This window comes from Cytobacillus depressus (assembly GCF_008923245.1).
GTDB lineage: Bacteria > Bacillota > Bacilli > Bacillales > Cytobacillaceae > Cytobacillus > Cytobacillus depressus.
Window position 1 is genome coordinate 38,682 of record NZ_WBOS01000011.1, and the last position, 16,132, is coordinate 54,813.

14 protein-coding genes are annotated in these 16,132 nt (G+C 40.4%); 10 read left to right on the forward strand and 4 right to left on the reverse strand.

From position 1 onward, the window contains the following. Positions 1–54: 54 nt before the first annotated feature. From allB to F7731_RS18180, 3 genes are all read right to left on the reverse strand, one after another. Positions 55–1,518: an allantoinase AllB gene (allB, locus tag F7731_RS18170; protein WP_151536223.1), complete on the reverse strand. Its 1,464-nt coding sequence runs from the start codon at positions 1,516–1,518 to the stop codon at positions 55–57. A 241-nt stretch (positions 1,519–1,759) separates the two neighbouring features. Further along, the gene (locus F7731_RS18175; protein WP_151536224.1) at positions 1,760–3,088 is read right to left on the reverse strand and encodes a nucleobase:cation symporter-2 family protein; all 1,329 of its coding nucleotides are present in this window, start codon (positions 3,086–3,088) and stop codon (positions 1,760–1,762) included. A gap of 240 nt (positions 3,089–3,328) precedes the next feature. Further along, positions 3,329–3,682, reverse strand: coding sequence for a Na-translocating system protein MpsC family protein (locus F7731_RS18180; protein WP_151536225.1), 354 nt, complete (start codon positions 3,680–3,682; stop codon positions 3,329–3,331). Positions 3,683–3,780: 98 nt separating this feature from the next. Here F7731_RS18180 and F7731_RS18185 point away from each other — a divergent pair, with 98 nt between their 5' ends. The 8 genes from F7731_RS18185 to ade all read left to right on the forward strand — a co-directional run bounded on the left by F7731_RS18185 (position 3,781) and on the right by ade (position 12,642). Continuing rightward, on the forward strand, positions 3,781–4,269 hold the full coding sequence (locus tag F7731_RS18185; RefSeq protein ID WP_151536226.1) for a (2Fe-2S)-binding protein: 489 nt from the start codon (positions 3,781–3,783) through the stop codon (positions 4,267–4,269). Beyond that, entirely contained in the window at positions 4,266–4,904 is a 639-nt protein-coding gene (locus tag F7731_RS18190) for a nucleotidyltransferase family protein (protein ID WP_151536227.1), read from the forward strand. The genes F7731_RS18185 and F7731_RS18190 overlap by 4 nt, the downstream gene beginning before the upstream one ends. Continuing rightward, the gene (locus F7731_RS18195) at positions 4,891–5,766 is read left to right on the forward strand and encodes an FAD binding domain-containing protein (protein ID WP_151536228.1); all 876 of its coding nucleotides are present in this window, start codon (positions 4,891–4,893) and stop codon (positions 5,764–5,766) included. The genes F7731_RS18190 and F7731_RS18195 overlap by 14 nt, the downstream gene beginning before the upstream one ends. Further along, a complete protein-coding gene (locus F7731_RS18200; RefSeq protein WP_151536229.1) occupies positions 5,763–8,072 on the forward strand; it encodes a xanthine dehydrogenase family protein molybdopterin-binding subunit in 2,310 nt (769 codons plus the stop codon). The genes F7731_RS18195 and F7731_RS18200 overlap by 4 nt, the downstream gene beginning before the upstream one ends. Positions 8,073–8,080: 8 nt before the next feature. Next, entirely contained in the window at positions 8,081–8,893 is an 813-nt protein-coding gene (locus F7731_RS18205; protein ID WP_151536230.1) for an XdhC family protein, read from the forward strand. After that, on the forward strand, positions 8,890–9,204 hold the full coding sequence (locus F7731_RS18210) for an XdhC family protein (protein ID WP_151536231.1): 315 nt from the start codon (positions 8,890–8,892) through the stop codon (positions 9,202–9,204). Before F7731_RS18205 ends, F7731_RS18210 begins: the two co-directional genes overlap by 4 nt. A gap of 167 nt (positions 9,205–9,371) precedes the next feature. Continuing rightward, the gene (locus F7731_RS18215; protein WP_151536232.1) at positions 9,372–10,736 is read left to right on the forward strand and encodes an NCS2 family permease; all 1,365 of its coding nucleotides are present in this window, start codon (positions 9,372–9,374) and stop codon (positions 10,734–10,736) included. 160 nt (positions 10,737–10,896) lie between these two features. After that, positions 10,897–12,642, forward strand: a complete 1,746-nt coding sequence (gene ade, locus F7731_RS18220; protein ID WP_151536233.1) for an adenine deaminase — start codon at positions 10,897–10,899, stop codon at positions 12,640–12,642. A gap of 40 nt (positions 12,643–12,682) precedes the next feature. On the opposite strand, the gene F7731_RS18225 is transcribed toward ade, so the two are convergent. After that, positions 12,683–14,404 (reverse strand): glycosyl hydrolase family 18 protein, encoded by a 1,722-nt coding sequence (locus F7731_RS18225; RefSeq protein WP_151536234.1) that lies wholly within the window; start codon positions 14,402–14,404, stop codon positions 12,683–12,685. A gap of 184 nt (positions 14,405–14,588) precedes the next feature. On the opposite strand from F7731_RS18225, the gene plsY reads away from it, so the two are divergent. Beyond that, positions 14,589–15,173, forward strand: a complete 585-nt coding sequence (gene plsY / locus F7731_RS18230) for a glycerol-3-phosphate 1-O-acyltransferase PlsY (protein WP_151536235.1) — start codon at positions 14,589–14,591, stop codon at positions 15,171–15,173. 122 nt (positions 15,174–15,295) lie between these two features. After that, positions 15,296–16,024, forward strand: coding sequence for a sensor histidine kinase (locus F7731_RS18235; protein ID WP_151536236.1), 729 nt, complete (start codon positions 15,296–15,298; stop codon positions 16,022–16,024). Positions 16,025–16,132 lie beyond the last annotated feature (108 nt).

Sequence of the window (16,132 nt, forward strand, 5' to 3'; positions counted from 1 at the left end):
GTCTTCTTACTAAAGAATATTAGATTCCTTGAATTATATTACTTTCTGCTAGATTTAATTTTGTGAAACAGCTTCCTTCGATTCTACTTTTACCGCTTCATATTTCTCGTACTTCAATGTTCTTTCAAGGCGCTGGATGCTTTGACGCGGCACATACTCGCCATATCCTGCCTGGCCTACAATTCCGCCATTATCCTCATCGAACACTAGCGTTCCACGGATGACCGTTTGCACCGGTTTTCCTTTTAACTTCATACCATGCAATGGATTATATTTGGCCATGGATTCTGTTTTCTGCTCATCAATGACATACTCGCGGTCTAGATCAATAATCGTGAAGTCGGCATCACTGCCAATTTCCATCGAACCTTTTTTCGGATAGATGCCATAATGGATGGCAGCATTACGGCTCGTTACTTCAACAAAGCGTGATAAAGATAAACGTCCTTTATTTAACCCTTCACTTACTAAAATTGGAACCATCGTTTCTACTCCAGGTATGCCAGGGAAGGTATTCCAAATCGTTGAGCCTGGGAACTCTTTTTCCGTAGCAATTTCGTAAGGAGCATGGTCTGTACCTACAAAATCAATCGTTCCATCTGCAAGTGCTTGCCAATGCGATTCATTGTCCTCTTTTCCGCGTAATGGCGGAGCAATTTTGGCAAATGAACCCCGTTCTGACATTGAATCTTGCGCGTTAAGAACAAGATAATGCGGGCAAGTCTCAGCTGTTACCTTCACACCGCGTTTTTTCGCTGCCTTAACAAGTTCAACCCCTTCCTTCGAAGTCATATGCACGACATGGACCCTAGCATCCGTCGCCTCTGCAAAACTAATAATTAATTGAATGGCCACTTTTTCAGCCAGGACTGAACGTGCCTCTGCCCATGCCGGACCGTCTAGGCGTCCCTCTTTTTCTAGCTTTTGGGAGTAAAAAGTACAAATATCATAGTTTTCAGCATGTACACCGATTGGCAATCCTGTTTTTGCCACATGTGTAAAAATCTCTAGCATTTCCGCATCGGAAACCTTCGGGAAAGTTGGAACGGAAGGAGTCATATACACTTTGAAAGCTACTACCCCTTCTTCTATTTGCGGATAAATATTATCAACCCAGCCTTCGCGGGCATCTTCACCTGTCATTCCTCCCCAGAAGCAATAATCGATAAAGGCTTGGTCACGGATCGGCCCAATTTTCTTGTGAAAGCTTTCGCGGTCCCGGACGGAAGGTTTACTGCAACATGGCATATCAATAATAGTTGTCAAACCCCCAGCAGCTGCTGAACGGCTCCCTGTTGCAAACGTTTCTCGATGGGTAAATCCAGGATCCATAAAATGTGTATGCGGATCAATGCAGCCAGGAACAACTAATTTCCCCCCGACATCAATGACTTTTGCAGCATTAACTAAACTAATATCATTTAAGAAGCCGGCGATTTTTCCATCTTTCACAAGAATATTTGTTAATACTTGACGATCCCCTTGTGGAATATTGGCATTTTTAATAATTAAATCCATAGATTCTACCCCTTCTACAATTTATTTCTGCTTCTCATAGGCAGATGTTAATTATCCAAATCAAATTCGCCTTGGCGAATATGCGCGCCCAGATTTTTATCGAGCTTGCTCGATAATGTCCTTAAAAAATCTGAGGCATCCGCCGGAGGCTTAATTTGATTCAGCTAAGGTTTTCCCCTTCCGAATTGAATGCCCATCTGTATCTATTTTTATTACCTATTGAAGCTAGAGTTTTGCTGAATCAAATTAAATCTATTGAATGGTCACTATTCAATTGATTAACTTGGTCATTTTTAGATATATTTAAGTCTTTATAATTAAAGACCACATTTAATAAAATTGCTGTCACACTTCCTAAAACAATTCCGTTTTCAACTAGTAAACGAATGCTTGTTGGGAGACTGCCAAATATCGCAGGAACAACCGCTGAACCTAATCCTATCCCCACGGAACAAGCAATAATTAATAGATTTTCATTTTTGCTAAAATCTACGGCTGACAGCATTCTGACTCCCGAAGAGATCACCATGCCAAACATCGGAATCATCGCTCCTCCTAAAACAGCCGTTGGGATGATCGTAGTTAGAGCAGCAACTTTAGGCAATAAACCTAAAATCATCAAAATAACGCCAGCAGAGATGACGACATTTCTCGTTTTGACCTTTGTTAAAGCAACAAGCCCAACGTTTTGCGAAAATGATGTATATGGAAATGCGTTAAAGATTCCTCCAATAATGACAGCGAGCCCTTCAGCTCTTAATCCCTTTTTTATATCTTTAGATTCAAGCTTTCGATCACAAATATCGCCTAATGCAAGAAAAACGCCAGTGGATTCGATCATACTGACAATAGCAACAAGCGTCATCATAAGGATGGCGGAAACATTAAAGGTTGGAATACCGAAGTAAAATGGCTGAACAATATGAAACCAGGAGGCATTAGCAACGTCGGTAAAGCTGACCATTCCCATAAAATACGCGGCAATCGTCCCTGCCACGAGAGAAAGTAAGACAGAAATGGCTCTCATATACCCTTTAAAAAATCGATTCATCAAGATGATAAGAATCAATGTAAAACATGCTAAAAATAGATTTTGCGGGCTGCCGAAATCTGGGGAACCCAGTCCGCCGGCAGCGTTATTCATCGCGACTGGAATTAATGACACTCCTATAATAGTAACGACAGATCCCGTTACAACTGGCGGGAAAAAACGCATGATTTTACTCATAAACTGGGACAGTATCATAACAATAATTCCGGAAACAATGATGGCACCATAAATCGCGGTGATTCCTTGCAATTGGCCAATGGCAATCATCGGCCCAACCGCTGTAAACGTACACCCTAATATGACAGGCAATTTAATTCCAAAATGCTTACCGCCAACGACCTGCAATAATGTAGCAATCCCACAAGTAAATAAGTCAATTGAGATTAAATAAGCAAGCTGCTGAGCATTTAATCCAATCGCAGGTCCGACGATTAATGGAACAATCACTGCTCCCGCGTACATGGCTAATACATGCTGAAATCCCAAAGTCCCAACTTTTACTGGATTTAGCTTTTCCATGATGAGCCCCCCAATTTTAGAGTTTGCTTCGTTCATTCAATAACATCATCCCTTGTTCATCACCTCCCAAATTGAAATTAGTATATAAAAAAACCGCAGTAATAGAACACATCTTCAAAAAAGATGCTCTACTACTGCGGTTTCAAAAAACTTCCGTTCAACAAAAGCTAAAGGAACCGCTTCCAAAATGGTTTAAGATCGCCCGCGCATAGCACAGCTCTCCCAAACAAAATTGAACGCCTAATATTCATTGAAATAAATAATGGTACATGCCTCTTCACTATCAGGATCGTAATCTCTTAAAATGCTTTTCACTTTTAAATGCAAAGTATCTTCAATCTGCCCTTTAAATAACGATTTAAATTCAACAATTAATGCTGAATCAACCGATAAGATCAGATGATGAAAGTTTTTGCTTAGCGTTTGCAATGTTTGTACCCTTTTATGCTGAGCGAAAACAATGACTCTGTCATCAAAAATTTCAATTCGCTGTTTCTTTACACCGACACCATGAATTTCTTGATTCACTCGATTATAAAGATGGGCAATATCCTTTTTTAATGATTGCTGGGTATACATCGAAATAATAGACATATTTTCCTCCTGTTAGTCACTATATTAAACAAAACCCATTTCCATGCCAATGATATTGTCTGGATATTTAGACTCAGTAGTAAATCGGAGGGATAAGGATGAAAACCATTACCTTTACAATTAACGGGTCTCCTACTTCAGTCACATGCCCCCCTGCGAAAACTTTGCTAGCTGTAATAAGGGAGGACTTATTTTTAACAGCTAGTAAGGAATGCTGCGGGAAAGGTGAATGCGGTTCCTGTTCAGTACTATTAAATGGCGAGGTTGTCTGCTCCTGTTTAATACTTGCCGCTCAAGTAGAAAATCAACACATTACAACTTGTGAAGGAATCGGCTTAACGGCGAATATGGATATTATACAAAAATCTTTTGTTGAAGAAGGTGCAACCCAATGTGGATACTGTACACCTGGAATCATCGTTGCTGCACGGGCATACCTAAATGAAATAAATGAGGTACCTTCTATTGATGAAATCAAAACAGCACTTGGAGGAAATTTATGCCGCTGTACGGGCTACACAAAAATTATTAAAGCCATTCAAACTGCTGCTGAGAAAGAATTGAACCGGGATATAACGGAGCAATGAAAGTTTCTGCGATAGTATTATCAGCTGGGCAATCCACGCGCATGCAGCCGCTCCCCCATAAAGGACTGATTCCATGGGAGGGAACAACATTATTCGAACATCAGCTTCAAGTGCTGCTAAAGTGTGTAATCTCCGAAATCATCGTCGTCGTTGGCTATATGGCTGATGTATTTAAACAAAAATCAAAGGCTTACCCCGTAAAAATCGTGAATAATGAAAACTATGAACTAGGAAAATGCTCATCTATTATTAAAGGTCTCCAGTCCATTGTTCACTCTACGGAACTCATCTTAATTACTGCTGTTGACCAGCCGACAGATGTAAATATTGTTAACCGGCTCATTCAATCACTTCAAAACTCCCAAAGTCCGATAGCTATCCCGATCTATAAAGGAAAAAGAGGTCACCCCATTCTTTTTTCGGCAAACATTATCAATGAGCTTCTCTCCATACAGGAAGAGACACTAGGATTACGCAAGATAATCCGAAAATATGAAAAGCAAATCACTGAAGTTGTCATAGAAAGTCCCCTTATTAAACTTAATATTAACTCTCCAGGAGACTATGAACAGGCTCAATCTTTGTTTAGAAATTCACAATTCGAATATAGGAGGTCTCTTCATGCTGGTTTCTGAAATAGACGTTGTATCACCGCTAACGTTAAATGAATGCCTAGCCATCCTCTCAAATGAAGAAACGAATACGAGAATAATAGCTGGCGGGACAGATGCGGTCGTTCGTATGAAGGATGGAAAATGGCTTCCCGAAAAATGGATCAATATAAATGGTCTCACAGAATTGCGTTACATAATAGAAAGAGACGGCCAAATCCATATTGGACCATTAACGACCCATTCTGATATTATCCACTCCTCCCTTCTACAAAAAAAAGCAGATGTACTCGTTGAGGCCTCACGTGAAGTGGGCGCGATTCAAATGCAAAATATAGGAACAATTGGCGGAAATATCGGGACTGCCTCGCCTGCTGGAGACACCATCCCTGCTCTATATGTACTCAATGCAGTACTCGAGCTTCGTTCATTAACGAATACACGGTTAGTCCCGATTGAGGAATTTTTTATCGGGCCGGGCAAAACGGTTTTAAAGCAAAACGAAATGATTACAAACATCATCATTCAGCCGCAAAGTGAAAACGAGATTGGGATTTTTCAAAAGCTTGGACCAAGAAAAGCTCAGTCCATCTCTATTGTGAATGTCGCTATCTCTTTATTAATGGGTGAAGGCCATCAAGTGGTAAAAGGAAAAATAGCCTTCGGTTCTGTTGGGCCAACGATCATTAGAGCAAAAAAATGCGAATCGATCATGACATTAGGTCCTTTAACAGATGAACTGATTCAAAACATTGCTAAGATCGCCTGGAAAGAAGTCATGCCTATTACGGATGTAAGGGCAACAGCTAAATATCGGCGCGATATGGCAAGTGCACTTTTAGAGCGTGGACTTTATCGCCTAATGAGGAGGTGGGAAAATAAATGAAACGATTAAATGAACAAAGCTTGAATTGGGTAGGTAAAAGAGTGAAAAGAATTGATGGACCCGAAAAGGTCACTGGGGAATTAAAGTATATGACGGATTATCATTTTGACAATATGGTATGGGGAAAAGTGCTGCGGGCAAAATTTCCCCATGCAAAAATAAAGTCAATTAACACCGACAAAGCCGTCAAGCTCCCTGGGGTAGTCCGTGTATTAACTCATAAAGATATTCCCGGGTTTAACGGGTTTGGCATTGTAATTCCTGACCAGCCAGTTCTTTGTTCAGATATCGTTCGCTGCACAGGTGATGCCGTCGCCTTAGTTGCAGCCGAAACGGAAGAAATTGCTGAATTAGCTCTTGAATTGATAGAAATAGTATACGAGCCGCTTGAAGTCGTGATAGATGCCGAAAAAGCAATGACAGAATCAGCCCCACAACTCCATCCAGACGGCAATATTCATAGTCATGTCGTGATAAAAAATGGGGACACAGAAAAAGCCTTTGCCGAGGCGGATATTATCGTCGAGAACACCTTCTTTTCCCCTCGACAAATGCACGCTTTTATTGAAACAGAAGGCGGCTGGGGCGTTATGGATGATGAGGGGTTCATCACGATCCGCTGCCCTGGACAGTACGCCCATCGCGACCGGATGCAAATTGCCCGTGCCCTCGCCTATAATCCTGAACGTATTAGAGTCATTTCAAGTCCGATTGGCGGTGCCTTCGGCGGCAAGGATGAAATTACTGTGCAAATTTACCTCGCTCTCCTTTCAATGCATACAAATGGCCGCCCGGTAAAAATTCATCTCAGCCGCGAAGAGTCCGTTTTAGCGGGAATTAAACGACATCCGTTTAAAGTGTGTATGAAAACAGCTGCCAAAAAAGATGGAACATTAATTGCCAATGAAGTGAGAGCGGTTGCTGATACTGGCGCCTATGCCTCCCTCGGCGGTGCGGTCATTGCCCTTGCCATTGAGCATTCTTGCGGACCATACAAAATCCCAAACGTTAACCTCGAGGGCTTTTGTGTGTATACAAACAACGGGATTGCTGGCGCCTTCAGAGGCTTTGGCGTCAATCAAGTGTGTATGGGAATTGAAACACATATGGATATGATTGCTGAAAAGCTTGGAATGGACCCAATTGAAATTAGGAAGAAAAATGTTTACCACCAAGGCGAAGTTTCTAGCTTAGGCCATGTCGTCAAATCGAGTGTAGGTACATTCAAAACATTGGAAACAGCAGAAAACTGTGATCTTTGGATGAACCGTGAAAAATATAAAAATGAGGTAAGCGAGCCTTGGAAAAAACGCGGGGTTGCACTTGCAACATCTTTTCATGGGATCGGCATGGGGATCGGATTGCCCGACTACGGAGCCGCTTCCATTGAACTCCTACCAAACGGCAAATTTTTAGTCGCTGTCGGCTGTGAGGAAATTGGCGGGGGCAATAGTACAGCATATGCCCAAGTAGCTGCAGAACTGCTCAATTGTGATATTCAGTTCATTAAAATTGTCCAGGGAGATACTTTTCGTACTTTGGATGGCGGTACAGTCACAGCATCCCGCTCTACTTATACCGGGGGCAGAGCAGTCGCAACAGCGGCACCCAATATGATCAAGCTTCTAACTGAAGCCGCCGCTGAAATACTTGACGTTCCTCTATCTGCAGTCGAAGTAATACAAAATGGTCTGGCCACTAACGATCAAAACCTAACCTATCAAGCGATTTTCAATTATCTTTATGAACATCATCGACAAACAAAGGTGGAAGGACATTTTATTCTGCCAAAGGAAAAAGTCGAAATTCAAGGTTCAGGCGGGGCCCCCCACCATTTATACGGTTACTTAACCCATGTCGTGATGGTTGAAGTCGATACACTGACAGGGGAAACTGATGTCCTTCGCGTCGTATCCATTCCCGATGCAGGAAAGGTGATTAACCCACAAGGACTAGAAGGCCAGGCTGAAGGCGGAGCCGTAATGGGGATTGGCTACACATTGTATGAAGATGTCATTATCGAAAACGGTTTTCATCAAACGAAAAATTTCACCGACTATATTATCCCGACCATTAGAGAAACACCTTTGATTGAAACATTTCCTGTTGAAGATACCCCTGAACAATCAGGTCCTTTCGGGGCTAAAGGAATTGGCGAAGTCGTGATGATTCCCATTATAGCCGCCATTATGTCAGCTATTTATGATGCGACAGGAGCGAGAATCTATCACCTGCCTGCCACACCTGAAAGAATTTTTAACGCCTTAAAAGAATTAAAAAAACAGAAAGCCAATTCCTCTAGGTGATATAAATGATGAATGAAAGCTTATTTGATAGATTAAAAAATTCGCTGGAACAGCCAAAAGATGTGTTTCTAATTACTATTACTGGACATTCTAACAATCTCTTTATTGGAGAAAAAGCACTGTTATGGCCGAATGGGGATTTTTTCACAGAGTCTCCCCTCCCCGCTTACTTTCATAGTAAAATTTTTGAAAGCTGTGAAAAGCTCATTAGGAGAAAGAAAACTGGGTTGATCAACTTTGTTTTTGACGGAATCGAAATTGAATGCTTTGCAGAATATTTTCCGATTCCCATTCATTTAATTGTAGCGGGAGCTGGTCATGTATGTGAGCCAGTAGTAGATATGGGAAAAATGCTTGGGTTTTATGTCACTGTTATTGATGATCGAAGTGAATTTGCAAACAGGAGACGGTTTCCACATGCGGATGAAGTTTGTTGTCAATCGTATATTGAATATTTCCGCCATGTAAAGATAACTGATCAATCGTATATTCTTCTTCTAACTAGGGGACATAAATACGATGTGTTAAGTTTACAAGAGCTGCTTAATCGGAAAGAAAAAGCAGCCTATATTGGCATGATTGGCAGCCGACGGCGAATTTCTGGTGTATTCAACGAACTATTACGTGACTTTCCCGAAGACAGCCTTGATTGTCTATATACTCCTGTTGGACTAGATTTAGGAGCGGAAACACCTGCTGAAATTGCGGTTAGTATAATGGCTGAATTGTTAAAAGTGAAAAATCAAACGTCGGGCAGCTCGTTAAGCAGCCAAATTCGGGAGTATGCCAAATTAGGATTTCGTGAGGGGGCTGCAAAATGAAACAGTTAGAGATGATTAAAAGAACATTGGTGATTAGGAAAGGAGGTGAGAAGGCTGCCCTTGCCACCATTATCCGCACAAAAGGCTCAACGCCAAGAAAAGCAGGAAGTAAAATGATCATTTTCCCATGCGGAAAAATTGAAGGCACGATTGGAGGTGGCTGCGGAGAAGCGGAAGTAATTGAAAAAGGGATGGAAGTCATTCAGACGAATAAACCAACTAAATATGTTGTCGATCTGACGAAGGGGCTCTTCTATGAAGATGGCGGTATTTGCGGCGGCGTGATGGATGTTTTTATTGAACCATTGTAATGCAAAGCTTTTTGAGAATTTGGGGTTTAGCGTCTGCTTTAAAACTTGCATGTAAAATGTCATCGGCTTTATTTCACTGCGCTGGTGATTACTCCGTACATCAAGGCCTGCTCAACAAATCCGATGACGATTTTGGATTACACATAAAAAGTTAGGAGTGAGTCATCATGTCCATGACTGAAAAAGGCTTAGAGTCGAACCTCCCGCCTACTAGAAATAACCTTTTGGAAAGGATGTTCAAACTAACAGAAAGGAAGACAAATGTAAGAACGGAAATTCTCGCTGGTATTACGTCATTTTTAACGATGAGCTATATCATTTTCGTCAACCCAGCTATTTTAGCGGATGCAGGAATTCCTAAGGAAGCTGCCCTTGCCGCCACGATTTATGCGAGTGTCTTCTGTACAATACTAATGGCCTTGTGGGCAAATTACCCCGTCGCTGTTGCACCTGGTATGGGCTTAAATGCTTTTTTTGCCTACACGGTTGTTCTTGGTCAGGGACTTTCATGGCAAACAGCACTTGGTGCCGTCTTTATTTCAGGGGTTGTGTTTTTGATTTTGACTGTTACTGGGATCCGTCAAAAAATCGTTGATGGTGTGCCCGAGGTATTAAAATCAGCGATCGCTGTCGGGATCGGTTTATTTATCGCCTTTATCGGCTTAAAAAACGCCGAGCTTGTTGTTGCAAATGAAGCTACATTTGTTTCCTTGGGCGATATTACAAGCGCTGGACCTCTATTGGCATTATTGGGATTAATTGTCGCAGCTATTTTAATGGCCAAACGTGTCAAAGGTGCGCTCCTCATTAGTATTTTAGCTACAAGTATTATTGCGATGATTGTTGGTTTTATTAGCTTTCCAAAATCTATAAGTGATATCGCTTCATTCAATTTTCCTAGCATGTCTGAGACCTTCCTAGCAATGGACATAATGGGTGCGGTCGGATATGGAATCCTTTCTGTTATATTCTCATTCACGATTGTCGAATTATTTGATAACTTAGCCACATTAATTGGATTAACGAAAAAAGCTGGCTTGACTGATGAAAATGGCAAAATCGTCAATCTCGACCGAGCATTACAAGCGGATGCCATCGGTACGATGGCAAGTGCTGCTTTCGGAAGTACGGCATTAAATGCTTATGTTGAAAACGCAACCGGTATTTCTGAAGGCGGAAGGACTGGTCTTACCGCATTAACGGCTGGTATTTTATTCTTCTTGTCGTTAATTTTCGCCCCGTTAATTGTATTCATCCCTTCTGTTGCAACTGCACCGATCTTAATTCTAGTTGGAGCTTTAATGATAAGTGAAATTAGACAGATAAGTTTTGATGATTTTACAGATGTCATCCCCGTGTTTTTAACGATTGTTTTAATGCCGCTGACCTTCAGCATCGCACAAGGATTAGCCTTCGGGTTCATTTCTTATACACTCTTAAAACTGCTAACTGGAAAAAGATCGCAAATTCATTGGATTATGTATATTGTAAGTATTGCCTTTATCATTAACTTTATTTTGGGCGGTCACTAATTTTCATAGTGTTTGATTCGTTTGCCTGATAAGATATAGATGACTAGGAGCAATTGAGAATAGGCGATTCGCTCCTAGTATTATATTTTGTTAATTTTTATTGATCCACAAATGGAAAAATCGAAATTTTTAAAAGAGAGAAAAAAAGGCGGGGTCCAGATTGAAGCAAACTATGGAACAGTTAAAAAGAAGAATTGATGTGGCAGCTAAACGAATACCTGCCGATCTTATCATAAAAAACGGAAACATTGTCAATGTATTTACAAGAGAAATAATCATAGATCATATTGCGATTGTGGACGGGTTTATTGCGGGGATTGGGGATTACGAGGGGAAAGAAACGATCGATGCTACTGGAAAATATATTATTCCTGGCTTGATTGATGGGCATGTTCATATCGAATCAGCAATGGTGACACCTGCAGAGTTTGCCAATGTCGTTCTTCCGCATGGAGTAACGACTGTCATTGCGGATCCGCATGAAATCGCCAATGTCAGCGGAATTGAAGGCATTGAATTTATGCTGAATGCTTCGGAAGGAATTCCTTTAGACGTCTTCTTAATGCTGCCATCATGTGTTCCGGCCACACCTTTTGAAAATGCGGGGGCAAAACTTGGGGCAAAACAGCTCGAACCGCTCTACAATCACCCGAGGGTCCTCGGACTTGGAGAAGTAATGGACTTCCCGTCTGTTAGTCAAAATGATGAAAACATGCTCAATAAACTTGTGGATGCAAGTTTAAAAGGAAAATGCATTGACGGGCATGCAGCAGGGATTGATTCGGATGGCATCAACGTCTATATGTCAGCAGGAATTAAAACCGATCATGAATGTGTAACGGCGGAAGAAGCGTTAGACCGTTTACGAAAAGGCATGTATGTCATGTTGCGTGAAGGTTCGGCAGCGAAAGACTTAATTGCCCTTTTGAAGGCAGTGAATGAAAATAACGCACGCAGATGTTTATTCGTCACAGATGATAAACATCTTGACGAACTGATCTGTGAAGGTAGCATCGATTACAACGTAAAATTAGCGATAAAGGAAGGTCTCGATCCCCTGCTCGCCATTCAAATCGCAACCTTAAATGCAGCAGAATGCTTCGGATTAAAAACAAAGGGTGCCATCGCTCCTGGATATGAAGCTGATCTTTTAGTTGTAAGCGATTTGAAAACAATGGATATAGAGAAGGTTTATAAAGGCGGAAAGCTCGCAGCAGCAAATGGTAAAGTAGTTTCCGAAACGCATTCACTTGTAACTCCTGTCCCTTCTATTACGAATAGCGTGAACATCAATTCCATTTCAATTAACCAACTGCAAATAAATATCCAAGATGGTAATAAGGCAAATATTATCGGGATTATTCCGAATATGATCGTTACAAAGCACCTCAATGAAGAAGTCGATACTAAAAATGGCCATTTTCAGTACAATACAAGCAAAGATCAATTGAAAATGGCAGTGGTTGAGAGGCATAAAATGACTGGAAACATAGGCCTAGGAATTATTAAAGGATTAGGCATCAAAAATGGAGCGATTGCTTCAACTGTTGCCCATGATTCTCATAATATTGTTGCGGCTGGAACATCGGATGAAGATCTAATCAAGGCAATCCAATTGACAGCAGAAATGAAAGGCGGACTTGTCATTGTTCAAGATGGGAATATGCTTTCCTCCCTATCATTGCCGATCGCTGGGTTAATATCTGATCAGCCAGCACAAATGGTCAATGAGAAGCTAGCTGAGTTAAATGACGCTTTGGTGAAAATCGGCTGCACAATGGAGTTTAATCCATTTGTCACTTTGTCCTTTATGGCACTTCCGGTTATTCCGGAGCTGAAGCTTACTGATATTGGGTTATTTGATGTGAAGTCGTTTAAACATATTAGCGTTGAAAATATGCAGTAGAATAAAAAGATGGTTTGCTTTTTACAGCAAACCACCTTTTTTACTTTTTCGTCAACGTTTTATTTCCTAACGAAAGAGAAGCCCATGCCGAATCATCTGCAAAATACCGGGACCAGCTGGCGACACCGGCTAAATCATATTTTAATGCAAGATCTGCACGTTTTCTTAATGAAAGATCGTCTTCTAGCCAAATTTTATAAGTCGTTTGTTCATCGGCAAAATATTTTTCAGCATAATTTTGTCCACTTGCTGCATCGTAAACAGGAGTTAATTCGTTTTCTTTCAGCCATTGCTTCACTTTTCCCATGGAAAGTGCCTTAGAGGAAACTTCACCAGTGTCTTTTTCTTCCCAAAGCCTTGCATATAAAGGCACACCTAAAATCAACTTTTCATTTGGTACAACCTCTAGCAGCCTTTTTAGATTTTCTTCCACCCATGGGAGACTTGCAACACTACCCGCTATTGGAGATGTTCCCCAGTGCTCGTCATAGGCCATAACCACCAAATAATCAACCAGATTGGCAAGCTTTTCCCTTTCGTAAAAGGCAGACCAGTTGCCGCTAGTTGAAATAAAGGTAATATCCATGGAGACGACGAGACCAGCCTCATGAAAATATGGCATTGCTTCGCGCACAAATTGTGTGATTAGAGGTCCATCCTCTGGATTCACGTTTTCAATATCGAGATTGATTCCGTTCAATTTATAAGTTTGACTAAAATGCAAAAGTTGGCGAATCATTTTCTGTCTCGTTTCGAAGTTTTTGAATGCCTCATGAGTTAAGGCTGGTTCAAAGGCGTTGGAGAATAATCCCCAAATTTGATAGCCTTGCTTTTGAGACCATTCAACAAAATTCAGAGAGCCAAGATTTTTAATGCCCCCATCACTATCACCTAACTCAAACCATGTAGGTGAAATAACATTCACCCCAGGCATAACTGGAATTTTTGCTATGTCTGGATTTTTGGAATAAACCGCTTCCCAAGTAAGCTGGATGGGGCCGTCAATGACAGGAGCTTTTACTTCTTCTTGATTGCGGTGAATGGCAATCGATTCAGATTCGCCTTGCTTGATAAAATCCTTTTTCATATAGCCTGCCACTCCATTTTCTTTTCTGACAAAATAGTAGTCTTCTTTCTCTCCTTCTATAAAAAGATTCTCTCCATTCATCACTTGTTCAGTATAGGGCGTTTGTAAACTAGCATCTATTCTTAAACGAAGCTTTTTTTCATGTACATTTTGGTTTGTCACTTTTGCATGATGAATCGTCTGACCATCTTTCTTCACCCAAATGGCATTTGTTCCTGGCATGATGGAATATTCAATTGGATAATAGGAGAGCAGCGGATCCAGTGCCAAATACATTTTATTGTCCTTCATCGTAAATACGGAAAAATGCAATTGAACTGGTTCTTCATTTACATAATACGTAAGCGAATCTGATGGCATCTGTACAACCTTGTTTTTGGTCGTTATTATTATGGAATTAGATTTCTCATCAAATGTGATGGTATCATCGAAATGTTCTTTTAAGAAGGAAATCGGAACATACACACTATTCCCTTCCTGTATTGCATTTCCCGCTTGGGTTCCTTCAAATAAAATCGGATATTCCCCATGAAAATAGGATTCCTTCTGCTTTGACGCAAATGGATATAATATTAGTAAAATACTAGAAATAATTAAGCAAAAAGCAAACAAAAGACCACCAATAATCCACTTCTTTGAAAGAGGTTTTTGTTTGTGATATTCAATTCGAGCCATTCTATTTCCCCCTTAATGTCTATCGTATCGAAAAACACATGGAATGGAAAGGTGTTTTAGTGGAAATAGCCTTCTTATATTCACCAAGCATCTTTATAATGAAAGTTTTTTCCTGATTGACATGGCGTGATTTATAAAAAACGTGATACAATTATAAAGAGTTATTATTTGAAGGAGAATTTTCATGGTAATAGACGGAATAATTATTGTCATAGCATATTTACTCGGTTCGATTCCATCAGGGCTAATTATTGGAAAAGCCTTTTACGGGGTCGATATTCGTGAACATGGAAGCGGAAACTTAGGAGGAACGAACACTTTTCGAACATTAGGCGTTAAAGCGGGAATGGCTGTCACGATTGCTGATATATTAAAAGGGACAGCTGCAGTGCTACTATCCATTTTATTAGAACCTGGAATTCATCCGCTGATTGCGGGAATCTTTGCTGTAATCGGCCATATGTACCCGATATTTGCTGGATTCAAAGGCGGAAAAGCTGTCGCAACGTCAGGCGGTGTCTTGTTAGGATATGCAGCCCCAATGTTCATCATAATTATTTTGGTTTTCTTTGCTTGCCTATACATAACGAAGTATGTTTCACTTTCTTCCATGCTTGCGGCTCTAGTTTCTGTTATTTATGCTTGCGTCATTAGAGATCTTCCTCTAATCATTGTAACCTCATTGCTCGCATTTTTTGTCATCTATAGGCATCGTGCAAATATTAGACGGATAGTGAACAAAACAGAACCAAAAATTAAATGGCTATAAAAAACAGCGGATTTTCTAATTCCCGCTGTTTTTTTATTTCGGTAAAAAAAATACAATTCTATACATAATCCGCTTTATTTCGTCATAGTTTAGATTGAAGTTAATTTTTGGGGTGATGAAGTATGCTTTCAATTGAAAATAATAGAAATCAAACCGATGAGGAAATTCAAGATATTCCTAGACAAACTGAATCTATGACATCCGCTACTGAGCTTGCACATGAAATTAGAAATCCATTAACAGCAGTTAAGGGTTTTATACAGTTATTAAAGCCTCATCTAATCGAAATTGGCAAAGAACAATATGCAGATCTAGCCATCGAAGAAATAAATCGGGCTAACGATCTACTCTTTGACTTTTTAAACACTTCTAAATCACAAAATACAAAAACAGAGGTTCCCTTGAACAAACTATTAGAAAACATGGCTATGCTTTATCAAATGAATAAAATTCAAATTGACGTTTCGTTGTCTATTAGAAATCCAACTGTATTAGCAAATGAAAGGCAATTAAAGCAAGTGCTAGCAAATGTCATTAAGAATGCGATTGAGGCCGCCCCCCAAGATGTTGGACGAATCACCCTTTCCTCAGATTATAATGATTCTTCTGCCTTTATTATTATTGAAGATAACGGAACTGGCATGACAAAGCAAGAAATGCAAAACTTATTTACACCTTTCTATTCATCGAAGGACACTGGCACAGGGATTGGCTTGCCGATTTGCAAAAAAATAATTGAGGAGCATGGTGGAAGCGTGCAGATTAGCAGTTTGGAAGGGAAAGGAACAATGTTTAAAATTGAATTGCCAATTTATAAGAGAAAGACTGACTGTTCAGACTACATAGAGTAGAAATGTGGATGCTTTAGCAGATAAAACTTCTGAATATAGAACAATGACATGGAGTTCCTTAAAAATAGTGACTGGAAACTAGTATATCAGGACCGAGTTCCAGTTAAT